Source organism: Massilibacillus massiliensis, from assembly GCF_900086705.1.
Lineage (GTDB): Bacteria > Bacillota > Negativicutes > FLKF01 > FLKF01 > Massilibacillus > Massilibacillus massiliensis.
The window spans coordinates 722057-744290 of sequence record NZ_LT575483.1 but is presented as its reverse complement, the minus strand read 5'-3'; the positions used below and the strand labels follow the sequence as shown (position 1 = coordinate 744290).

The 22234-nt window shown below is 40.3% G+C and carries 19 protein-coding genes, 4 tRNA genes and 1 pseudogene; 20 read left to right on the top strand and 4 right to left on the bottom strand.

The window, feature by feature from the left end; all coding sequences use genetic code 11:
• Position 1: 1 nt before the first annotated feature.
• The 4 genes from BN6559_RS03935 (at position 2) to speE (ending at position 4217) form a co-directional block, all read left to right on the top strand.
• The gene (locus tag BN6559_RS03935) at positions 2 to 490 is read left to right on the top strand and encodes a 3-isopropylmalate dehydratase small subunit (RefSeq protein WP_110953526.1); all 489 of its coding nucleotides are present in this window, start codon (positions 2 to 4) and stop codon (positions 488 to 490) included.
• Between the two features lies 1 nt (position 491).
• Entirely contained in the window at positions 492 to 1559 is a 1068-nt protein-coding gene (gene leuB / locus BN6559_RS03930; protein WP_110953525.1) for a 3-isopropylmalate dehydrogenase, read from the top strand.
• 31 nt (positions 1560 to 1590) lie between these two features.
• Positions 1591 to 3252, top strand: coding sequence for a biosynthetic-type acetolactate synthase large subunit (gene ilvB / locus BN6559_RS03925; protein ID WP_110956262.1), 1662 nt, complete (start codon positions 1591 to 1593; stop codon positions 3250 to 3252).
• A 131-nt stretch (positions 3253 to 3383) separates the two neighbouring features.
• Positions 3384 to 4217, top strand: a complete 834-nt coding sequence (gene speE, locus BN6559_RS03920; RefSeq protein WP_110953524.1) for a polyamine aminopropyltransferase — start codon at positions 3384 to 3386, stop codon at positions 4215 to 4217.
• A 63-nt stretch (positions 4218 to 4280) separates the two neighbouring features.
• Here the strand turns inward: speE and BN6559_RS03915 are convergent, their stop codons facing one another.
• Positions 4281 to 5393 (bottom strand): aminopeptidase, encoded by a 1113-nt coding sequence (locus tag BN6559_RS03915; protein ID WP_110953523.1) that lies wholly within the window; start codon positions 5391 to 5393, stop codon positions 4281 to 4283.
• A gap of 150 nt (positions 5394 to 5543) precedes the next feature.
• Here BN6559_RS03915 and BN6559_RS03910 point away from each other — a divergent pair.
• The 7 genes from BN6559_RS03910 (at position 5544) to BN6559_RS03880 (ending at position 8839) form a co-directional block, all read left to right on the top strand.
• Positions 5544 to 5619: transfer RNA gene (locus BN6559_RS03910), tRNA-Asn, on the top strand.
• Positions 5620 to 5622: 3 nt separating this feature from the next.
• A tRNA-Glu gene (locus tag BN6559_RS03905) sits at positions 5623 to 5697 on the top strand.
• A gap of 88 nt (positions 5698 to 5785) precedes the next feature.
• Positions 5786 to 5861: transfer RNA gene (locus BN6559_RS03900), tRNA-Val, on the top strand.
• A gap of 233 nt (positions 5862 to 6094) precedes the next feature.
• On the top strand, positions 6095 to 6616 hold the full coding sequence (locus tag BN6559_RS03895; RefSeq protein ID WP_110953522.1) for a transcription repressor NadR: 522 nt from the start codon (positions 6095 to 6097) through the stop codon (positions 6614 to 6616).
• A gap of 209 nt (positions 6617 to 6825) precedes the next feature.
• Positions 6826 to 8181, top strand: a complete 1356-nt coding sequence (locus tag BN6559_RS03890; RefSeq protein ID WP_110953521.1) for an MFS transporter — start codon at positions 6826 to 6828, stop codon at positions 8179 to 8181.
• Positions 8182 to 8235: 54 nt separating this feature from the next.
• A complete protein-coding gene (locus BN6559_RS03885; protein WP_110953520.1) occupies positions 8236 to 8640 on the top strand; it encodes a zinc ribbon domain-containing protein in 405 nt (134 codons plus the stop codon).
• A gap of 124 nt (positions 8641 to 8764) precedes the next feature.
• Positions 8765 to 8839: transfer RNA gene (locus BN6559_RS03880), tRNA-Arg, on the top strand.
• 158 nt (positions 8840 to 8997) lie between these two features.
• Here BN6559_RS03880 and BN6559_RS19775 read toward each other — a convergent pair.
• The 3 genes and pseudogenes from BN6559_RS19775 to BN6559_RS03865 all read right to left on the bottom strand — a co-directional run.
• Positions 8998 to 9267, bottom strand: a pseudogene (locus BN6559_RS19775) (recombinase zinc beta ribbon domain-containing protein); the annotation flags it as partial.
• Between the two features lie 119 nt (positions 9268 to 9386).
• Positions 9387 to 9824 carry a DUF2442 domain-containing protein gene (locus BN6559_RS03870; protein WP_110953519.1) on the bottom strand — a complete coding sequence of 146 codons (438 nt, stop codon included), beginning with the start codon at positions 9822 to 9824 and terminating at the stop codon, positions 9387 to 9389.
• A 50-nt stretch (positions 9825 to 9874) separates the two neighbouring features.
• Positions 9875 to 10126 carry a DUF4160 domain-containing protein gene (locus BN6559_RS03865; protein ID WP_110953518.1) on the bottom strand — a complete coding sequence of 84 codons (252 nt, stop codon included), beginning with the start codon at positions 10124 to 10126 and terminating at the stop codon, positions 9875 to 9877.
• A 727-nt stretch (positions 10127 to 10853) separates the two neighbouring features.
• On the opposite strand from BN6559_RS03865, the gene BN6559_RS03860 reads away from it, so the two are divergent.
• The 9 genes from BN6559_RS03860 (at position 10854) to BN6559_RS03820 (ending at position 22141) form a co-directional block, all read left to right on the top strand.
• Positions 10854 to 12107 (top strand): anaerobic sulfatase maturase, encoded by a 1254-nt coding sequence (locus tag BN6559_RS03860; protein WP_110953517.1) that lies wholly within the window; start codon positions 10854 to 10856, stop codon positions 12105 to 12107.
• A gap of 259 nt (positions 12108 to 12366) precedes the next feature.
• Positions 12367 to 12678 carry a PTS sugar transporter subunit IIB gene (locus BN6559_RS03855; RefSeq protein WP_110953516.1) on the top strand — a complete coding sequence of 104 codons (312 nt, stop codon included), beginning with the start codon at positions 12367 to 12369 and terminating at the stop codon, positions 12676 to 12678.
• 34 nt (positions 12679 to 12712) lie between these two features.
• A complete protein-coding gene (locus BN6559_RS03850) occupies positions 12713 to 13015 on the top strand; it encodes a PTS lactose/cellobiose transporter subunit IIA (RefSeq protein ID WP_110953515.1) in 303 nt (100 codons plus the stop codon).
• Positions 13016 to 13139: 124 nt separating this feature from the next.
• Entirely contained in the window at positions 13140 to 13751 is a 612-nt protein-coding gene (locus BN6559_RS03845; RefSeq protein ID WP_110953514.1) for a chromate transporter, read from the top strand.
• Between the two features lie 2 nt (positions 13752 to 13753).
• Positions 13754 to 14293: a chromate transporter gene (locus BN6559_RS03840; protein ID WP_110953513.1), complete on the top strand. Its 540-nt coding sequence runs from the start codon at positions 13754 to 13756 to the stop codon at positions 14291 to 14293.
• Between the two features lie 65 nt (positions 14294 to 14358).
• The gene (locus tag BN6559_RS03835) at positions 14359 to 15765 is read left to right on the top strand and encodes a glycoside hydrolase family 1 protein (protein ID WP_110953512.1); all 1407 of its coding nucleotides are present in this window, start codon (positions 14359 to 14361) and stop codon (positions 15763 to 15765) included.
• Between the two features lie 101 nt (positions 15766 to 15866).
• Positions 15867 to 18116, top strand: coding sequence for an arylsulfatase (locus tag BN6559_RS03830; RefSeq protein WP_110953511.1), 2250 nt, complete (start codon positions 15867 to 15869; stop codon positions 18114 to 18116).
• A 315-nt stretch (positions 18117 to 18431) separates the two neighbouring features.
• Positions 18432 to 19760, top strand: coding sequence for a PTS sugar transporter subunit IIC (locus tag BN6559_RS03825; protein WP_110953510.1), 1329 nt, complete (start codon positions 18432 to 18434; stop codon positions 19758 to 19760).
• Positions 19761 to 19885: 125 nt separating this feature from the next.
• The gene (locus tag BN6559_RS03820) at positions 19886 to 22141 is read left to right on the top strand and encodes an arylsulfatase (RefSeq protein ID WP_199883726.1); all 2256 of its coding nucleotides are present in this window, start codon (positions 19886 to 19888) and stop codon (positions 22139 to 22141) included.
• Positions 22142 to 22234: the final 93 nt, after the last annotated feature.

Below are 22234 nucleotides of genomic sequence, written 5' to 3'. Positions count from 1 at the left end.
TATGGCATTAGAAGGAAAAGTTTGGCGTTATGGTGATAATATTGATACCGATGTAATTATTCCGGCTCGTTATTTAAATTCTTTTGATCCAAAAGAATTGGCAGCTCATTGTATGGTAGACATTGATGAAACTTTTGCAGCAAATGTAGTGGAAGGCGATATCATGGTTGGCGGTAAAAATTTTGGTTGTGGTTCTTCGCGTGAACACGCACCGATAGCGATTAAAGCATCTGGTGTACCGGTGATCGTGGCGGCAAATTTTGCACGGATTTTTTATCGTAATGGAATTAATATTGGCTTGCCTCTTTTGGAAATTGGTGATGATGTAGAAAAAATTCAAGCTGGACATAAACTTCGCATAGATGTAAGTGCTGGAAAAATTGAAAACTTAACGACTGGTGATGTATTTTATGCACAACCTCTGCCAGGCTTTATACAAGATATTGCCAAAGCGGGTGGGTTGGTCAATTATGTGAAGGAGTCCAAGTGATATGGCAAAAAAAATTGTTGTAATTCCTGGTGATGGAATTGGCGAAGAAATAACGAATGCTGCAGTTGCTGTTATGAAAAAGGTTGCACAAAAACATCAGATAGAGCTGATGTTTGAAAAACATCATGCGGGTGGAACCGCTTACGATTTACACGGAACACCCTTGCCAGAGAGTACGATTCAGGCTGCAAAAAGTTCAGACGGCGTATTGTTCGGTGCCGTGGGCGGTGATAAATGGGACAGTGTTGACCCGGCGCTTCGTCCAGAAAAGGCAATTTTGGGTTTACGAAAAGCACTCGGGTTATATGCAAACTTGCGTCCGGTAAAAGTACCAGAAGCTTTGGCAGAATATTCACCGCTTAAAAAGGAAATTGTCAGTGGAATTGATATCGTAATTGTGCGTGAGTTAATCGGTGGTATTTATTTTGGGGAGAAGTGTGAATCAGAAATCATGGATGGTACGGAACGTGCATGGGATTTAGAAAATTACAGTGTTCCTGAAGTAGATCGTATTGTTCGCCTCGCTTGTGAAACTGCAAAGAATCGCAAAGGTAAAGTGGCATCTGTCGATAAGGCCAATGTATTAGCAACTTCTAGACTTTGGCGGAGAACTGCTGCAAAGGTAGCCGAGGAATACCAAGATGTAGAACTGTCTAATATGTATGTGGATAATTGTGCGATGCAGCTCGCGATTCATCCGAAAAATTTTGATGTTATTGTGACGGGAAATTTATTTGGTGATATTCTTAGTGATGAAGCAGCTGTGCTTGGCGGGTCTATTGGCATGATGCCATCTGCTAGTATCGGTGAATCGACGAGCCTTTATGAGCCGATTCATGGTTCCGCACCAGATATCACAGGTCTTGGTATTGCGAATCCGATCGGGACAATTTTATCAGCTGCGATGCTTTTCAGATATTCTTTACAGGAAGAAGAAGCCGCGGCAGATATTGAAAAAGCTGTAGAAAAAGCATTGCAAGATGGCTATCGTACGGCGGATTTATATCGAGCTGGTTTCAAAAAAGTGACAACAGAAGAAATGGCAGAGAAGATCGCCGAACGTATTTAAAAATATCGAAATGGAGGTAATCATCATGAAAATAACAGGTGCAAAGGCTGTCGTAAAATGTCTATTAGAACAGGGTGTTCATACCGTCTTTGGCTATCCTGGCGGAATGATATTACCCCTGTATAATGCTTTATACGATGAATCGAACATACAGCAGGTACTGACGTTTCATGAACAAGGTGCTGCACATGCCGCAGATGGTTATGCACGCGCGAGTGGAAAAGTTGGTGTTTGTATGGCTACTTCCGGGCCAGGTGCAACAAATTTGGTAACAGGTCTTGCAACTGCTTTTATGGATTCTGTGCCGGTTGTAGCAATCACAGGACAAGTGGAAACAGCTCTTTTGGGACGCGATGCATTTCAAGAGATTGATATTATGGGTGTGAGTATGCCAATCACAAAGCATAATTTTCAAGTCAAAGATGCGAGTAAGCTTTGCCAAACGATAAGATTGGCCTTTAAAGTAGCCACTTCCGGAAGACCTGGGCCGGTGCTTGTTGATATCCCGCGTGATATATTAAATGAAATCATAGAATTTGAAAGTAAAGTGACTGAAGTTTACCCCAAGATAAACCACAATGGAGAACTAGGAAATTTAATTCAAAAAGCTGCGAAGGTCATTCAGGATGCAAAAAAACCTGTTATTGTTGCAGGGGGCGGTGTAATTTCCGCCTGTGCAAGTGATGCGCTCATTTCTTTTGCAGAAAAATGTCATTTGCCAGTTGTAACGACCTTAATGGGAATTGGTGGCTTTCCCAGAACGCATAAGCAGTCCTTGGGGATGACTGGAATGCATGGCTTAAAAGTAGCCAATCATGCTGTCTTTGAAGCAGATGTTGTCATTGCTGTAGGCAGTCGTTTTGGTGATCGCTTAACAGGCAATCGTGATAAATATTCTAAAGATAAACATGTCATTCATATTGATATTGATCCAGCGGAAATCGATAAAAATGTGATGAGCAGTATCGGTCTTGCCGGAGATATGAAACTGATTTTACAGACCTTGATGCAGATGACCACAGCAGGGGAGATCACTGCATGGTGGAATACAATAGAAGCATGGGAAAAAACGTATGAACTAATATATAATGAAAGCTCTTTAAATGTGCCATGGGCAATGCAGTATGTTGCTGAGGTGATAAAAGAAGATGATATTGCTGTTGTTACAGATGTTGGGCAGCACCAGATGTGGGCTGCGCAGCACTTGAAGATGACAAAACCGCGTACCTGGATCACTTCAGGAGGACTTGGCACGATGGGGTTTGGTTTGCCGGCAGCAATGGGAGCACAGATTGCTGTTGCTGATCGCGGGAGAAGAATTCTTCACATTGCCGGTGATGGTGGTATTAAAATGACGGGAAATGAGTACTATACAATTGCAACACTTGGTTTACCGATTATTTCTATTATCGTTAACAACAATAGTTTAGGCATGATAAAACAATTGCAAAAGGTTTTCTATAAAGAACGCTATATTGCTTGTGAGTTACCAAAAAGTATGGATTTTGCGATGTATGCGATGAGTTTGGGCATTCATAGTGTGGCAGTCGATACACCAGAAACTTTTAAAAATGCTTTTCAGGCAGCACTTGCAAGTGATACACCACAAGTTATCGTGATGAATGTTGACGATGAATTTGTAAAACCTATGACAAAAGCTGGTGCAGAAATTAATGAATTTGTTGACTTATAGACGATAATAGAGTACAGTAGTGAATATTATTGTAGCAAATCGTGTGGTTGCTGCTTATGACGACTTGGAGCTGGGCGTAACGGTCTAGACCCTGGTCGAATAAAGTTTGTTCATCTATGGAGGTAGAAATTATGCAATTGTGGTGTACTGAAAATCAAACTGAACATTTGGGTTTAACAGCTCGCGTAAAGGAAACTTTATTTGCAGGCAAATCAGAATTTCAAGACATTGCGGTAGTGGATTCTTATCAATTTGGCAGAATGCTGGTATTAGACGGTGTATTTCAAACAAGCATCGCAGAAGAATTCGTTTATCATGAAATGATTAGTCATGTGCCGCTTTACATTCATCCAAATCCTAAGAAAGTTCTTGTTATTGGCGGCGGCGATGGTGGTGTTGTACGTGAAGTTGTTCGTCACGACAGTGTTGAAAAAGTAGAAATGGTTGAAATAGACGGGATGGTAGTAGAGGCCGCAAAAAAATATTTGCCGGAAATTAGTGTGGCAATGCGTGAAAATCATCCAAAACTTGATCTTAAAATTGGTGATGGTATCGCACATATGGCTGCAGCGGAAAATAAATATGACGTAATTATTGTAGATTGTTCTGACCCAATCGGTCCGGGAGAAGGTTTATTTACGCATGAGTTTTATAAAAATGTACATAAAGCTTTGAAAGAAGATGGTTTATTCGTTCAACAAACTGAATCACCATTTTATCATCAACCTTTAATCAAAAAGATTGCCAAAGATGTAAAGTCTATTTTCCCTATACATGATATGTATCTGGCATATATACCGATTTATCCGGGCGGTATGCATTGCTTTACGATTGGTTCTAAAAAATATAAACCAGAAGATGCAGATCTAACGAATCGTCAGAGATTAGAAATGCGATATCATACAGAAGCAGTGCAAAAAGCCTGTTTTGCATTACCTAATTTCGTAAAAGAACTAATTAAATAATCGTGAATATAAAAAGCCCTGCAATACATTCTGTAAAAATGTATTGCAGGGCTTTTATTGTATTTATTTTAAATTTTCAGGATTTAAACCTTGGAGTTCATCTAATACAAAACGACCGTCTTTTCGAATCAATACATCATCAAAATAAATTTCACCGCCGCCATAGTCTGGTCTTTGAATACAAACTAAATCCCAATGAATTGCGGAAACATTCCCGTTGTTTGCTTCTTTATAGGCCATACCTGGTGTGAAATGAAAACTTCCCTGAATCTTTTCATCAAATAAAGTATCTTTCATTGGGGTCGTGATATATGGATTTACACCAAGTGCAAATTCGCCAACATAGCGTGCTCCATCATCCGTATTAAAAACTTCATTAATTTTATCGGTGTGATTTGCTGTCGCATTAACGATTTTTCCATCTTCAAATGTTAAGCTGATATTCTCATAAGTGACACCTTGATATACGGCTGGGGTATTGTAAGAAAGTTTACCATGAATACTGGTTTTTACCGGAGATGTATAGACTTCTCCATCAGGAATATTGCGAAGTCCAGAACATTTTACTGCTGGAATATCTTTGATGGAAAAGTGTAAATCTGTACCTGGACCTATGATATGCACTTGATCTGTGCGATTCATGAGATCAACCAATGGAGTCATGGCCTGATCCATTTTAGCGTAATCTAAATTACATACATTGAAATAAAAATCTTCGAAAGCTTCTGTACTCATATTTGCAAGTTGTGCCATCGAACCATTTGGATACCGCATAACACACCATTTGGTCTTAGGTACGCGAATGTCACTATGCACAGGTTTTTGCCAATATTGTTGATAAAGCTTCATTTTTTCGGTTGGAACATCAGAGAGTTCACTCACATTTGCACTTGCGCGAATGCCTAAGTAAGCATCCATTTGTTTCATACGCGCTGCTTCATAATCGGCAATCAACGTTAATTGCTCTTGCGTCGCATTTTGAATTAAAGCACGTTGCAATTCATTGCTTTTTATGGTTATAAAAGGCTGTCCGCCGACTTTATATACTTCTTTAACAAGTGCTTTTGCAAGTGGATGTGCGTCATCAAATACTTCGATTAATATTTTTTCGCCTTTTTTTAAGCTTGTGGAATAGTGAATTAAATTTTTGGCAAGAGTTTCTATTCTTGAATCCATATCATGAACTCCTTTAGGATTTAAATTTAGCGTATATTGCTAGTATTAGGTAAAATTCGAAAAAAAAATCATAAAACCTGCAAAAATTTATAAAAATAAAAAAAATACTTGCTTTTTCATTTAACATAACATATAATAATAAATGTTCCTTCCTTGATAGCTCAGTTGGTAGAGCAATCGGCTGTTAACCGATCGGTCGTAGGTTCGAGTCCTACTCAAGGAGCCAAGTGGCCCGTTGGTCAAGCGGTTAAGACACCGCCCTTTCACGGCGGCTTCACGAGTTCGAATCTCGTACGGGTCACCAAAAAAAAGCAAAGAACCAAAATCAGAATTGATTTTATGTGATTCGCTTTGTTCCAAACGATAGTACGGAACTTCATTTTTCCCTATGTGGGCGATTAGCTCAGCTGGGAGAGCGCCTGCCTTACAAGCAGGATGTCGGCAGTTCGATCCTGTCATCGCCCACCATTAAGTAAATATTTGAATGTTTTAAGCGAGTATTTGGCTAGACCAAGTGCTCGCTTTGTTGTTTATATTGATGAATTTATAATAAAGAGGATTTGTGAATTTAATGGTAGAAAGCTATAAAAGAGTATAATGAAAATTATTTTTGTCATGGGGCAGCTGTTCAAAGCATCTGTAAATATATGATGTACATAATAGGATTATAAAATGAATGATTGAGTGGGGAGTTGTGTAAAATGAATACGAATGAACGGCGGGAAGTTTTACGAAAAAAACTTTCTGAAAGTAAAAGTCCGATCACAGGTACGGCTTTGGCACAGTTGCTAGGTGTAAGTCGCCAGGTGATTGTCGGAGATATTGGTATTTTAAGAGCTATGGGAACAGAAGTTTATGCAACACCGCAAGGTTACCTAATTCCAAATGAAAAAAGAACGAATCACGAAAGTGTGATTGCTACAATTGCTTGTTGTCATGAGAAAAAAGATACCGCGATGGAGTTAGAAATTGTGATTGATAATGGAGGAAAGATACGAGATATTATTGTTGAACATCCTCTATATGGTGAAATTAGAGCAGATTTGATGATTTCTTCAAGACGTGAGATCAGCAGTTTTTTAGAAAGACTAGAAAATTGCGGTGCAGGTTTGTTGTCGATCGTTACGGATGGTGTACATCTGCATACAATAGAAGTCCCCAATACGGAAATATTAAAAGAAATAGAAAAAGAGTTAATGAAAAAAAATATATTACATAAGTAGGCTGGTAAAAAAATCAGGCAACCTATCTTTGTACTGGTTTGTAAATGAAATAGATTTAGCTATTTTGATATATAGATATGATTTTTTTGTTTTGGCTACTGTTTGAAAGTTGATATAGCGCTATATCAACTTTATTTTTTTCTTGTCAATCTAAACGAACATAGGTATAATGAATAGGTGACAAAACTAGTGTAAAGACAGGTGTAAATATGGATATGATTCGTCGTTTAGAAAAAATTCCAGTATGTGCTTTTCATTATCGATTATTATGTATCACGGGGCTAGGTTGGATGTTTGATGCAATGGATACTGGTATTATTGCTTTTGTTTTACCGACATTAGCAAAAGCATGGGGATTGACTACAGCGCAGATGGGATATATCGGCAGTATTGGCTTAGTCGGTATGGCTCTTGGAGCAGTGTTGGCTGGTGAATTTGCAGACCGTTTTGGCAGAAAGAAAATGTTTGCTGCTACGTTAGTCATTTATAGTGTAGCAACAGGCCTTTGCAGTATTGCTTGGAATTTTGAAATGTTACTTATATTTCGATTTTTAGTTGGTTTTGGTTTGGGCGGCCAATTGCCCGTGGCAGTTACTTTAGTTACAGAGTTTTCACCACCGGCAAAGCGGGGGAAATTTATCGTGCTTTTGGAAAGTTTTTGGGGTGTTGGATGGTTAGTGGCGGCACTTATTTCTTATTTAGTGATTCCTAGATTTGGCTGGCATGTTGCCTTTATTATTGGAGCGCTTCCGGCGTTATATGTATTTTATATTTGGCGGGCTGTACCAGAATCTGTTCGTTACTTATTAAATAAAGGAAAAATAGAAGAAGCGGGCAAAATTATTTTAGAGATAGAAGCCTCTGCCGGATTAAAATCCGCTCCATTTACAAAAGAAAAACAGGAAGATAAAATAGTAGCAGCTAAAGTTTCTTTTCAAGAGATTTTGACTACTGCCTATAGAAAACGAACTTTGATGTTATGGTGTTTATGGTTTGGCATTGTATATTCGTATTATGGAATTTTTACTTGGCTGCCATCGTTGATGGTAACACAAGGGTTTACCGAAATTAAAACATTCGAGTATGTTTTGCTCATGACGCTTGCGCAATTACCGGGTTATTTTGCAGCTGCGTATTTAGTGGATCGGATTGGTAGAAAAGGAACCTTGGTAAGTTTTTTAAGTTGTTGTGCAATCTGTGCTTATTTCTTTGGTCGAGGAGAATCGACATCGGCTATATTGATTTGGGGAAGTTTAATGTCATTTTTCAATTTAGGTGCTTGGGGCGTTGTATACACCTATACGCCCGAAATGTATCCAACTCGCATACGAGCTTTGGGATCTGGATGGGCAGCGGCAATCGGGCGTATAGGTGGAATCTTAGCACCTACGATAGTTGGTGTTATGCTTGGTGTGCAGCAAGGATTCAAGGATATATTTTTAATGTTTACAAGTGTAATGTTAGCCGTCGCTGTAATTGTTGCGATTTTAGGTCCTGAAACAAAAGGCAAACCACTGGATGAGATCAGTGAGGAAGAGGATAAGCCAGAGTTTTCTATTCGTTAAAATTATGGTATACTTAGTAGAAATATTGTTGAGTTTTGCCTTTAGGAGGGTTTTATGGTTTCAATTATTCATATCATTGGTGCTTTGGTCGCAATCTGGGTATATAATGATGCTAAAAAATTTGGACATAGCATGGGGACGGCTTTGTTTTGGGCTGTTGGTAACATCGCTATGGTGGCAATATTTTTCCCTGCCTATTTAATTTTTGGACGAAAACAAGTTATGAAATCCAATAGAAATCAAAGTAATAAACTTGAAGAAGTTACGATTGAAGTAGATGCAGAATTTGTTGAAACAAAAATTGACTGCCCAATGTGCGGAAGAAAAGTAGAAGAAGATTATAAACTTTGTCCGTATTGTGGTTTTTCTTTAAAACCAACTTGCGCCGAATGTGGTATAGAGTTACAGCGTGATTGGAAATCTTGTCCTAATTGTCAAACGCCCACATCAGAGAAGTAAGATATAGCTTTATAGCCGTTTCAGGTGAAAATTTATCTGAAACGGCTTTTGTAGTTTTCTATGGTGTATTAAACTAGACAAGAGACACTTAATTATGATATAATATCCTTCGTAGCTGTTTAAAGCGCCTGTAGCCCAGTGGATAGAGCACTGGCCTCCGGAGCCAGGGGCGTAGGTTCGATTCCTACCAGGCGCACCATATGTATCGAAATAATTAATTTTAAATTCGATCACGATTTCTTCTTTATGAATTACAACTTTATTAATAAAATTACTAATTAGAGCGCGGATATTTTCCGCGCTTTTTGTTTTTATAGCGGAATGATAGCTGTCTATTACAGCTTCTAACTTGTTTAAAATTAGACTTTCTAGTTCGTTTAAATTAACGGCTTTATTTGCACAACCAGATTTACCTTTGCGGGACTGGGTGCCGCAAAGGTAATATTGATTCTCACGGTAATGTGGCGTATGACTTGTCGTTGTTTTGCCATGCATTGGTGCACCACATTCCCCACAATAAGCCAATCCGGATAATAAATATGCATGTCTGGCACGCAATTGTGCAGTTATACTTTCTCCACGTTGATTGTCGCTAGAATATCTAGCATATAAAACTGCGTTAATCATAAAAAATACAGTCCTTTTTATGTATACGAAAAGGACTGTATGGTATCATATAGTTGGATAAAGTTTTACAATCCTTTCGAGGGTAGCCGTTTGATACTGGTAACATCGAGCGGCTGTTTTTATTTTGAAAGTTTCAAAATGTCTGGTTTTACAAAAAGTTTAGTTTTTTGATATTCTTTGATAGGGGAGATGCGTCCTCGCTTAATACTCGCTTCGATATTTTGTCGTGAGCAAGAAAGAATTTCGGATGCTTCTTTAGTATTGACGACGTTATATTTAGTAAAACTAACAAAGTCGGAAAGGGAGAGGGGAATTTCAACGCCGTTTTCCCAAAGTTCACCTTCAGAACAATCTAAATCCTCATTCCATGAAACTCCATAACCACCAGTTTCGACGTTTACTAGATTAAACAAGTCAACATTCTTTAATGTTTCGAATTCCGGAAAGTCTTTTATGATAGGCTTTACATCGAATTTTTTAACAACACCATTCTCAAAGAAAACAAGAAGATACATATCCTTTAAAGGAACTACGCTCAATACTTTGATAGATAACATATATTTCACTCCTTTTGACAAGCCGCAAGCCAAAAACTTGCGGCTTATTTTTACATTAGTGGAGGTAACTTTTTAACTTGTTTAGTATCCCACATTTTTTGGAGTTCAATTTTATATTGCGCGCCCCATTCTTGAACGAGTTTAACGCCCTTGCTTGGCAAGTCGCCTTCAATCATTTCAAGAGTTGAGATATCGAAAACGCCATTATATTCGCCGTATACAGCGTGGATATGTGGGGGATTGTGTTCGTTGCGGAAAAAGATTTTAATAATGATTCCGTAGAATCTTGTTATTTCCGGCATTAGTATCACTTCCTATGTTTATATTATACTAATTTAATTGTCGTATGTCAACTGGATGTAGCTTAAAAGCAATAAAAGTAATATGTAATCTACCGTCCATGTTGGGCGGCTTTTTTTATGCCTTTTTTTGATTTTGAAAATTTTGTAAAGCTGATTGCCCTTTTTGTTCTGCAATAAGTTCGGCACGGTATGAAGCGAGTTCTTTGTCGTGGGTGATTTTTTACGTTTTGGGGCTTATTTTTGAAAAACAAATAGATTCTATCGTTAAAGCATATTCAAAAAGGAAGTTGCAAGGCAAAGCGTCTGCACGTTATTCTGAACGGATGATGTAAAAAGGGCATTCACGATTTTCAGCGTGAATGCCCTTTAAAAAAAATACTATCTTGCATGTCGCAAGATAGTAAAAATAGAAGAGTAATACCTTTGACTTCATAATAGCATGAAAATGTGCTGTAACAAATAGGTATAATGTCTTATTTGATAGATTTATTTATAAGAAAATAAAACTAATAAATTATAATTCTCTAAAAGAAAGTATTTCTCACATCCTCTTTGATTATTTTTCCTTTTTCCTAAACTGGATAGAAAAAAGAGGAAAAATATTTAATTGTCAAAAATTTTAATAATTTATATAATAGTTTTTAGTACAGGGATGATAAGATCAAATATAGTGCAAATCGTTAAAGGTCTCAGAGATCAGTGTTTATTTGGAAAGGTGATAGGGAGCATGCAAGGACAAAAATCTGTTCATATGTTAGCGAAACCAATTGGACCAAGGTGCAATCTGAATTGTACGTATTGTTTTTATACAGAAAAAACAGCGCTGTTTCCACAGACTGAGAATTATTGTATGTCGGATGAGGTTCTGGAGGTGTTTATTCGTAAATATATTCAGGCACAGCCAGCTATGGAGGTTGCATTTGTCTGGCAGGGCGGGGAACCAACGCTTTTAGGTTTAGAATTTTATCAAAGGGCGGTTGTTTTGCAGCAAAAATATGCCGGCGGAAAAAAGATCACGAATTCGCTGCAGACGAATGGGACGCTGTTGGATGATGCGTGGTGTGCTTTTTTAAAGGAGCATAATTTTTTGGTTGGGTTGAGTATGGATGGGCCGGATTTTATTCATGACCGCTATCGGCGCCAGAATGACGGCGCGCCATCCTTTCAACAGGTGATGAGAGGGCTGCGCTTGCTGCAAAAGCATCAGGTTGAGTACAATGTTTTATGCTGCATTACGAAGGAAGCGGCATATCGTCCGGATGATATCTATCGGTTCTTTAAGAATGCCGGTGTCAAATATATGCAATTTATTCCTATTGTGGAACGGAATCCGGATTGTGCGGCAGGGGAACTGGGCTTGCATTTGGCAGTACCGCCGGCAGTGCAGTCGGAAATCATGCAGGCTGATGTGACGGAGTGGACGGTTGAGCCGGAAGCATACGGAAATTTCCTGATTAAAGTTTTTGATCGATGGGTGCGTCAGGATGTAGGAAAGATTTATGTAATGAATTTTGAGTGGGCTTTGACTTCATGGATGGGATTGGCTTCCACGGTTTGCGTATTTGCTGAGCATTGCGGGGAATCTGTTGTTATGGAGCATGATGGTGGCGTGTATGCTTGTGATCATTATGTATATCCTGATTACTATTTGGGAAATATTTTGACTGCTGCGCCTGGGGAAATGGCTGTTGCAGATAAGCAACAGAAATTCGGATTGCAAAAAAGTGCAGGATTACCGGAGTATTGTCTGGAATGTGAGGCGAAATTCGCCTGTCAGGGTGAGTGCCCGAAACATAGATTTTTGACGACACCAACAGGGGAATCAGGCTTAAATTATCTGTGTGCGGGATATAAGAAGTATTTCCGTCATATTCATCCTTATATGAAAGTGATGCGGCAATTGATTGAAAACGGTCTTCCGGCATCCCGGGTAAAGGATGCGATAAAAGGGCCAATCGCGATAAAAAAAGCTGGGTATTAGGTCAAAATAGAATAAAAGAGCAGAATGATGCGATGGAATGTTTTATGGCATCATTCTGCTCTTTTTTTTTGATATTAGATGAGAAGCAGGATTTATATGTTTTGGCAGGTTTTTTTCAACAGTGGATTTTTTATGATACCGTAGGTTTTCCTAACCGGTGAGGAAATTTGTTGAATTGTTCGCATGATAGGGGGAGCGTACAATAAAAGAGTGAAAATTTAACGATGAGCTATCGTAGGATCATGGGGAGGAAAAGGTTTTGAATATTTTATTAGTTTGTGCGGCTGGCTTATCAACGAGCCTGCTGGTGAATAAGATGAAAGCGGCGTTAACAGAGGAGCAAAAGGACTGGCGGATTGAGGCGCATCCGATTTCGCAGACAGAGGATTTCATCAGGGAGTTTGATGTGGTGCTGCTTGGACCGCAGGTAGGACATAAACTGAATCATATAAAGCGGGATTTTGATTCGTATCATAAGCCGATTGCTGTGATTAATCCAATGGATTATGGTATGGGGCGAGGCAGGGAAGTCATTGATTATGCAGAGAAACTATATAAGGAGCAGGCGTAATCGATAAGGCGATTGACGGCAGAGGTGGAAAAAGATGAATGAAGAAACACTGATGATGATGATACTGGGAGCAGGCGAGGCAAATCGGTTGGCAATTTCTGCACTTGGGGAAGTAAGGAATAAGAATTTTGCTAAGGCGAGGGAACTGATCAAAGAGGCTTCGAAGAAATCTCTGGAAACGCATAAGATACAGACGGAATTGATCCAGAGGGAAGCAAGTAATGAAAAGATGGAATTGGGGTTGCTTACGGTACATGCCCAGGATCATTTGATGAATGCAATATTAGTGATTGATCTGGTAGAAGAGCTAATTGATGTATTTGAAGCGTATGCATAGCTGCGACATTGGTCTGATAAGGAGATGAAAGGGATGATAACCTCAGCAATGTTATTGTTGAGGTTATTGAATGAGGGCGATTTGAAGAAAATCTGCCAAATTTAAGTATGAGTAGGTTAGATTCATGGAAGTTAAAGAAAAAAAAGAGTGTTTTTTATTATGTATAGCGTTGTTTTGGAGTTTTTTTAAATTGTCACCGATTTCCTTTGGGGGCGGATTTGCGATGGTTCCTATACTGGAACGTGAGATTGTGGAAAAAAAGAAATGGATTGCAGGCGATAAAATCGTTGATATTTTTGCGTTGGCACAATCCGCACCGGGGGCGATTGCGACAAATTCTGCTATTTTCGTCGGTTATCAGGTTGCCGGTATTCCGGGCGCATTTGCAGCCATGCTGGGCATGGTCATTCCGACCTTTGCGATTGTGATTCTATTGGCAACTGCCTTTGTTTCTTTTCAGCATAATGTACATGTCCTGGCAGCGCTGGCGGGGATTCGTCCGGTTATTGTGGCATTGATTGCTTCGGCTGCTTATAAAATGTCGCATTCTGCTTTGATTGATAGAAGCAGCTGGCTGATTTGTCTGGTCAGTTTGGCCGTTTTGTTGTTTATTCCACAGATTAATATTATTTTTGTTATTCTGTCCGGCGCTTTTTTGGGCGTTTTTGTGTTTAACATGCAAGTGCTGAAAAACAAAAAGGAGCAGAAGATAAATGAAGAGAAAGCAGACTTGTGAATATGCATGAATATATGGAGATTTTTATTACTTTTTTTAAAATAGGGTTTATTGGTTTTGGCGGAGGCTATGCGATTATTCCGATCATTGAAAGCGAGGTAACGCGGCATCAATGGTTGGATGTGCGAGCACTTACCGATATTATTGCGGTAGCGGCTATGGCACCAGGGCCAATTGCTGCCAATAGCGGGTCTGTCATTGGGTTTAAGATGGCCGGCGTTATGGGCGCAGTGACTGCGTGTGTTGCTATTACGCTGCCGTCTTTATTTGTGATTTTAGTTCTGGGAAAATTATTTCTTAAATTTCAGCATCATCGGCTGCTCCAATCGGTATTTTATGGTTTACGGGCTACGATTATTGGCACAATTGTATATGCAGCGATTAAATTTGCCATTAGCAATGGAATTATCGGTGGTTCAGGAGGGATTGATATGAAAAGTACAATTCTTATGGTAATTAGTTTCTGGCTATTGATAAAAGGTTATGTGAATCCTATTCTCTTGTTGATTGGTGCAGGCATCATCGGTGAATTTATTTTTTGAGCAGTCTGCATAAACAGAAAATGATGTAAAGTTAAAATAAAACTGCGGTAAGGAGAGAAGGTTACATGAGATTTTTAAACAAAAAAGAATTTCCGGCAGAGTTTTTGTGGGGGGCATCGACTTCGGCTTATCAGGTTGAGGGCGGATGGGATGCCGAGGGTAAGGGTGTATCGGTCATGGATCGAGGTCATCATGCAGCGGATAAGAGTGATTTTAAAGTAGCAAGTGATCATTACCACCAGTATAAGGAAGATATTGCACTGATGGCTGAAATGGGATTGAAAGCGTATCGATTTTCTATTGCATGGACAAGGATTTTGCCGAATGGACGTGGTGTGGTAAATCCAGAGGGCATTGCGTTTTATCGGAATTTACTTGATGAATTGTGCAAGTATCATATTGAGCCTGTGGTTACGATGTATCATTTTGATCTGCCATATGCACTGCAGGAAAATGGCGGATGGGGTAATCGGGAAACAGTGGATGCATTTGTTGAGTACGCAAAAGTTCTGTTTGATCATTTTGGCGATAAAGTGAACTATTGGCTGACGATCAATGAGCAGAATATGATGATTCTTCATGGTGCAGCACTTGGATTATTTAAAGAGCAAGGGAAGAAAGACTTGTATCAGCAAAATCATCATATGCTGGTTGCGCAGGCAAAAGTAATGGAGCTTTGTCATACGATGTGTAAGCAGGCAAAGATTGGTCCGGCACCTAATATCAGTACCGTTTATCCGGCGACCTGCAAACCGGAAGATTATATAGCAGCACAGAATTGGTCGGCTATACGCAATTGGCTCTATTTGGATGCTGCCGTTTTTGGTCGTTATCATCGTCTGGTTTGGCGATATTTTGAAGAAAAAGGCTGTATGCCTGAGATTCTCGATGGCGACATGGAAATATTGCAAAAAGCAAAGCCTGATTTTATTGCATTTAATTACTATTCGACAGCAACGGTCGCAGGCAGCAGGAATAAGGCAAATACGAATGGCAAAGCAGATCAGCAGGTTGCAAAGGATGAAGACGGTGTGTATTATACCGAGGTTAATCCATATCTGGGTAAAACTAAGTTTGGCTGGACGATTGATCCTGTTGGCTTTAGGAATACAATGCGGGAATTGCAGGATCGATATCATTTACCTCTGTTGGTTACTGAAAATGGATTGGGGGCTTATGACAAAATTGAGGCCGATGGAACTGTTGATGATTCGTATCGAATTGATTTTTTGCGGCAGCACCTTGAACAGGCGCAACTGGCAATCACGGATGGGGTTGATTTGATGGGGTACTGTCCATGGTCTGCGATTGATTTGGTAAGTACGCACTCCGGATTTGGAAAACGGTATGGCTTTGTTTATGTAAATCGGGATGAATTTGATTTAAAAGATTTACGGAGAATCAAGAAAAAAAGTTTTTATTGGTATAAGAAATTGATTGCAAGTCGTGGATCAAGTATGCGTGAAGATTAAAAATAGAAAATTCTTAAAATTATTTTCGTACTGTATGGATTTTTATGAATTGTTTGCTTGGTTGTCATGTAGGATGAGAAACGATAAGAGGGGGAATTGGTATGCAACCAGTATTGAAAAAGGGACAGGTTAAGCGCTGGTCGGCTTTAGGCGTTGCTGTCGCTGTCAGTTTAAATGTAGTTGTGCCTTCGGTTCAGGCGGCTGTGATGAAGCAGGATATCTCGACACCGGTCTTTAACGGCGCTGGTAAAGAAAAAACAAATTTCATTTATATCGTTCTTGATGACATGGGATTTAGTGATTTTGGCGCGTATGGGTCTGAGATTAAAACGCCGAATATTGATAAACTGGCTGCGGATGGACTGGTTTATAATGATTTTAATGTTTGTCCGGTTTGTTCACCGACGCGTGCTTCGCTCCTGACCGGGCGGGATAATCATGCTGTTGGCATGGGATATATTACGAATTTGGATATGGGACCGAAATATCCGAACTTTCGTGCGCAGATTACAGATCGGGCTGCAACCGTAGCGCAAATTTTACAGGCGAATGGCTACAGTACCATGGGGGTAGGCAAATGGCATCTGACACCGATTGCGCAGGTAACACCGGCCGGTCCATTTAACAACTGGCCTTTGGCTAAAGGGTTTGAACGGTTTTATGGTTACCTGGGCGGAGAAACTGATCAGTATAGCCCGTTGCTGATTTACGATAATCATCAAATTAGTTCGTCTGATAGGACGAATACGCAGTTTACTGCGGATATAGCAAAGATGGCAAATCAATTTATTACGGATCAGGTATCGGTAACGCCGGATAAGCCGTTTTTCCTTTATACTGCTTTTAGTGCAGTACATACGCCTTTGCAAGCTCCAAAAGAGTATATTGAACTGTATAATGGTGTATATGATCAGGGGTATGATAAGATTCGCGAAGCGCGGTTTGAAAAGCAGAAAAACTTGGGGATTATACCCGCGGATGCAAAATTGACGCCGCGCGATGCAAAAGTGAAGGCATGGGAGTCGCTTACGGAGGATGAAAAAAAAGTTAGCGCCAGATTTATGCAAGTTTATGCGGGGTATTTGACCTATGCAGATACAAAAATTGGCGAAATTATAGCTAAGCTTAAAGAAACTGGTCAATATGACAATACAATGATTGCAATTATCTCTGATAATGGAGCGACAGCGCTTGGCGGAGAAAACGGCAACGATTTTGATATCAAAGCATATCATAGAGAGATACCATCGGTAGAATATTTGAAGAAGCATAGTAAAGATTTGGGCGGACCTGATTTTGGCGGTGCTGTGCCAAGAGGCTGGGCAAACGTTTCAAACACGCCGTTTCAAAACTTTAAAGAAACAGTATTTGCTGGAGGAACGAGAGCACCATTAATTATTCATTGGCCGAAAGGCATAAAAACAAAGGCAAATCATGTGCGGACGCAGTATGCGCATGTAACAGATCTTACGCCGACAGTGCTGGATATTGCCGGCGTGAAGGCACCGGATACCTTTCATGGTATTCAACAATTACCGATCGATGGGACTAGTTTAGTGCCTACGTTTCAGCGGCAAAATGCACCATCCACGCATGGAGCGCAGTATTATCTGCACCATAACAATCGGTCAATTTATAAAGATGGCTGGAAAGCGATTGCAATTCATCAGCAAGGGACCTCGTTTTCCCAGGATCAATGGAAGTTGTATCATCTGACGGAAGATTACGCAGAAACAGTGGATGTTGCTGCAAAATATCCGGAAAAACTAAAAGAATTGCAGGCACTGTGGCAATCGGAAGCCGACAGGCATGGTACGCCGCTGCAAGAAATTAATTCGATTTATGCCGGGTCCAAGCAGACTGTGTACAAATATTATCCAGGTGTAGGCTCTATCGGCATGGGGGCTGCGCCAAATACCCCGGGAAAATCTTATTCGATTACGGTTCCGATCGATCGGACAAGCAAAGCGGATGAAGGGGTACTTTTCTCCATGGGCAATCTTAACTATGGATATACGATGTTTATAAAAAATAACAAATTGATTTATGAATATCATTACTTTGGAACGGTAAATCGTATTGAGGTACCGATTGGACTTGGAAAATCATTGATCAGCTATAAATTCGAGAAGACGGATAAAAATTCCGGGATTGGATACCTGTACGTGAATGGAAATTTAGCAGGTAAAGCGCAGATTGCGAAACGTTTCAGACTGACTGGATCAGAAGCAATGGATATTGGCTGTGACCGATATTCTCCGGTAAGTGCGGATTATAAAGATAAAGGTGAATTCCCGTTTTCCGGGCAATACGAGTTTGTGTTGTTTGAATTGGAGCAGGATAAAAAATAAACAGCAGGAAAATTGGACAGGTCCATGGATCTGTCCAATTTATATAGAACGCATAAGCTCCGGCGGTGAATTGAAAAGTCAATTTTGGCCGCTGTAATCATCTGTTATGAAGAAGTTGTGTGTAGTAAAGTAGGGGGATTTTCCTCAATACATAGGAAATTTGTTTAATTGTACGCAGGCGCAGGAGCTTATACAATAAGACTAGCAGCGATGTCTGATAAGAATTTTATTTTCAACATAAAGACAGGGTGAACCTATAAACAAGCTAAAGACGTCATGTTTGTGATTGAGTAACAAATAACAGGAGGTAAAGAAATGGCATTATTTTCAGGATGGCAGGATACGATAAAGGAGAAATTGGTTCCTCTGGCAGCTCGTGTGGGAGAGGAAGCACATATTGATGCGATGAAAGCCGGATTAATGGCGGTTACACCATTGACAATTTTAGGCGGGGTTGCATTAATTGTGGCACAGCCGCCGGTAGATGCAAAAATGATGGAGGGAACGAATTGGTTTACGGCTCTGCTTGTAAGCTGGAAGACCTGGGCAGCTGCTCATGCAAATGTACTTATGCTGCCGTATCAGATGTCAATGGGAGTTTTGGGACTTTTTACTGTGATTGGTGTAGCTTATTTTATGAGCAGAAAATATAAGATGAATGAATTAAGTGGTGTGATTACGGCTTTGCTCACCTTCTTCTGTGTGACAGCTACAGTGGAAACCGTAAACAAGGCACCCTATATGAATATGAATTATCTTGATGCCAAGGGGATGTTTTTGGGCATTATTATCGCGATGGGAACGATTGAAATCACAAGGATGCTTGATAAAAAGGGACTGAAGATTACGATGCCGCCAAGTGTGCCGTCGATGGTAGCAGCACCGTTTGAAGCATTAATTTCCTTATTTATTAACGTGTTTTTCTTTATGTCTTTGAATGAAGTTTCTTTGAGTTTATGGAACCTCAATCTCGCACAGCTTACGATGAAAATATTTTCGCCGGTAGTCTCTGCATCCGATTCGGCCTGGGGAATTTTATTGATTATGTTTTTGTTAAATGGATTATGGTTTTTTGGAATTCATGGTGGAGCAACCATTGGTGGAGTAACGATGCCGTTTTTTATGGCGAATTTTGCAGAGAATGCGCAGGCATTGGCAAATGGCCAGGAATTACCACATATTTTAGCGGGCGGATATTGGATCTTTTTCGCAAATTTTGGCGGTTCAGGTGCAGCTTTAGCCTTGATTATCGCGGCGTATATCGTCGGTAAATCAGAACATATGAAATCGGTATTTAAAATAGGCATTATTCCTGTAATTTTTAATGTGAGTGAGCCAATCTTATTCTCTTTACCGATGATTTTAAATTTATTTTTGTTTATTCCTATGGTGTTTATCCCAATGCTCAATGGGTTAATTTCATATTATGCATTTGATTTAAATTTGGTGGGGCGTATTTATATCAATGCACCAATGACAACACCAGGACCTTTTGCGGCTTTTCTGTCGACGATGGATTGGCGGGCAGTTGTTCTTTGGTTTGGGTTGCTCGTGTTAAGCGTAGTTCTTTATATTCCATTTTTACGGGCATATGATAAGGTACTACTCAAACAAGAAGAGGGAGAAAATAGTAAATGCGATTAAGCTGATCCTTGCAGACTGTACCAGGACTTTGATCAATGACGGTAAGACGGTGTGGTCATGCGATTTGTTTATCGGTCTGATGCATGCCGTTTAAAAATTATGATATAAGGGAGAGGGAGAGCAAAATGAACAGTAACAAGGGAAGCAGGGTGTTTCTTGGTTTATCGGCAGTTAGCCTGAGTGTCGCAATGACGGCAAACCTGTATACAGCAACTGCCTTTGCCAGTGCAGCTGAGCAAAGCACAGCAGTGAATGTGAAGAACAAGGCGGAGAGCAGCAGGCCCAATGTCATTTTTATTGTACTGGACGATATGGGGTTTGCTGATTTTGGCAGTTATGGATCAGAAATTAAAACGCCGAATATTGACCAATTGGCGGCAGACGGGCTGCTCTATAATAATTTTAATACCTGTCCGGTTTGCTCGCCGACGCGTGCATCATTGTTGACTGGACGGGATAACCATGCGGTTGGCATGGGAAGTCTGGCGAGTGTGGATCTGGGACCGAAAAATCCGAATATGAGAGCAAGGATCAATCACAATGCAGCAACGGTGGCTCAGGTACTGCAGGCGAATGGTTATAGTACGATGGCGGTCGGTAAGTGGCATCTGGCACCGATTCCGCAGGCGACACCTGCCGGTCCATTTGAATATTGGCCTTTGGGAAAAGGCTTTGAACGTTTTTATGGTTATCTGGGCGGGGAGACAGATCAATTTGATCCGGTACTCATTTATGACAATCACGCCATAGAAACACCAAAAGAAGAAGGCTATCAATTTTCGGCAGATATGACAGATAAGGCACTGCAGTTTTTGACCGATCAGGTTTCTGTGAACCCGGACAAGCCGTTCTTCTTGTATTATGCACCAGGTGCAGTACATTCGCCGCATCAGGCACCGCAGCAATATATTGATATGTATCAAGGGGTTTATGATAAAGGCTGGGATGCAATACGGCAGGCACGTTTTGAAAAGCAGAAGGCAATGGGGATTATTCCAAAGGATGCAAAATTATCGCCTGCCGATCCAACGGTAAAAGCATGGGATCGTTTATCGAAGGACGAAAAACAATTATTTGCGCGGTTTGAACAAGCCTATGCAGGATTTCTTACTTATGCGGATGTGCAGATTGGACGGCTTGTTGATGCGTTAAAGAAGACTGGACAATATGACAATACGATGATTGTTGTCATTTCTGATAATGGTGCTACCGGTAATGGTGAGCAAAATGGTACGGATTATGATTTGAAAGCGTTTAGGGGGATTCAACCGTCGGTAAAAGAATTATTGCCGCTGAAAGATAAAATCGGCGGACCATCGGTTGCGGCAATTTATCCAAAAGGCTGGGCAATGGCAAGTAATACACCATTTCAAGGCTATAAGTTTGGATTACATAATGGTGGCGTACGTGAACCTTTAATCGTACACTGGCCGGCAGGAATTCAGGCGAAGAATGAAAAACGCAGCCAGTTTGTTCATGTGAGTGATATTACACCAACCGTTTATGATATTGCGGGGGTTGAAGCTCCGGCAACCTATCATGGCATAGCGCAGTTACCGCTGGATGGGAAGAGTATAAAAGCAACTTTTGCGGATGCGGATGCGCCTTCGCTCCATGGGGTTCAATATTATTTGTTTGCCGGAAATCGCGCAATTTTTAAAGATGGCTGGAAAGCAGTTGCTACGCATAAAAAAGGAACTCCGTTTACGCAGGATGTGTGGCAGCTATATGATCTAAATAAGGATTATGCAGAGACGCAGGATTTGGCAGCACAGTATCCGGAAAAATTAAAAGAATTGCAGGTATTGTGGAGTGCAGAAGCACAGAAGCATGGTGCAATACTTAAAGAAAATGAAAATACGCCAACGACTGTTCAACGTGATGCCTATATATATTATGCTGGTGTAAATCAAATGAGCTCAGGGGCGGGCCCGGCAATTTATAATACATCATATACAATTACAGTGCCAATTGAACGCAAAAACGAATCGCAGGATGGGGTACTCGTTTCCCTTGGCAATGCAAAAACCGGATATGCTTTATATGTGAAAAACAACCGTTTGGTATACCAGCATAACTACTTTGGAAAAGTCACGCGAATCGTATCTGATCTGCCCGTGCCTGAAGGTAAAGTGCAGGTTCAATATGTTTTCACCAAAACAGGTCCGTTTACAGGTCGGGGTGAATTGCGGATTAATGGCATCAGTGTTGGGGAGAAGCAGATAGAAAAAACATTTGGACAATCAAGTGATGAGACCTTCGATATTGGGTGTGACCGTCATGGCCTGGTCGGCAGTGATTATCAAAAGAGCAAAGATGATTTTCGCTTTAAAGGTACATACCAATATGTACGATTTGACATAAAAAGAGCTGCAAAATGATAGAAATCTACGGTTGAAAAGATGAATCGGGACCTGTAATTTCTATTGAGAAGAAAGATGGCGTGATTCGGGAAGAGCAAAAGGAAATGTTAT

What these genes read in the sequence shown, in the direction of transcription:
- BN6559_RS03845 (WP_110953514.1), top strand. Translation starts at nt 13,140, where the DNA reads ATGGAAGTTAAAGAAAAAAAAGAGTGTTTTTTATTATGTATAGCGTTG.
- BN6559_RS03850 (WP_110953515.1), top strand. Translation starts at nt 12,713, where the DNA reads ATGAATGAAGAAACACTGATGATGATGATACTGGGAGCAGGCGAGGCA.
- BN6559_RS03935 (WP_110953526.1), top strand. Translation starts at nt 2, where the DNA reads ATGGCATTAGAAGGAAAAGTTTGGCGTTATGGTGATAATATTGATACC.
- BN6559_RS03820 (WP_199883726.1), top strand. Translation starts at nt 19,886, where the DNA reads ATGAACAGTAACAAGGGAAGCAGGGTGTTTCTTGGTTTATCGGCAGTT.
- BN6559_RS03825 (WP_110953510.1), top strand. Translation starts at nt 18,432, where the DNA reads ATGGCATTATTTTCAGGATGGCAGGATACGATAAAGGAGAAATTGGTT.
- BN6559_RS03860 (WP_110953517.1), top strand. Translation starts at nt 10,854, where the DNA reads ATGCAAGGACAAAAATCTGTTCATATGTTAGCGAAACCAATTGGACCA.
- BN6559_RS03840 (WP_110953513.1), top strand. Translation starts at nt 13,754, where the DNA reads ATGCATGAATATATGGAGATTTTTATTACTTTTTTTAAAATAGGGTTT.
- BN6559_RS03865 (WP_110953518.1), bottom strand. Translation starts at nt 10,126, where the DNA reads ATGCCGGAAATAACAAGATTCTACGGAATCATTATTAAAATCTTTTTC.
- BN6559_RS03895 (WP_110953522.1), top strand. Translation starts at nt 6,095, where the DNA reads ATGAATACGAATGAACGGCGGGAAGTTTTACGAAAAAAACTTTCTGAA.
- leuB (WP_110953525.1), top strand. Translation starts at nt 492, where the DNA reads ATGGCAAAAAAAATTGTTGTAATTCCTGGTGATGGAATTGGCGAAGAA.
- BN6559_RS03890 (WP_110953521.1), top strand. Translation starts at nt 6,826, where the DNA reads ATGGATATGATTCGTCGTTTAGAAAAAATTCCAGTATGTGCTTTTCAT.
- BN6559_RS03870 (WP_110953519.1), bottom strand. Translation starts at nt 9,824, where the DNA reads ATGTTATCTATCAAAGTATTGAGCGTAGTTCCTTTAAAGGATATGTAT.
- BN6559_RS03830 (WP_110953511.1), top strand. Translation starts at nt 15,867, where the DNA reads ATGCAACCAGTATTGAAAAAGGGACAGGTTAAGCGCTGGTCGGCTTTA.
- BN6559_RS03885 (WP_110953520.1), top strand. Translation starts at nt 8,236, where the DNA reads ATGGTTTCAATTATTCATATCATTGGTGCTTTGGTCGCAATCTGGGTA.
- speE (WP_110953524.1), top strand. Translation starts at nt 3,384, where the DNA reads ATGCAATTGTGGTGTACTGAAAATCAAACTGAACATTTGGGTTTAACA.
- BN6559_RS03835 (WP_110953512.1), top strand. Translation starts at nt 14,359, where the DNA reads ATGAGATTTTTAAACAAAAAAGAATTTCCGGCAGAGTTTTTGTGGGGG.
- BN6559_RS03915 (WP_110953523.1), bottom strand. Translation starts at nt 5,393, where the DNA reads ATGGATTCAAGAATAGAAACTCTTGCCAAAAATTTAATTCACTATTCC.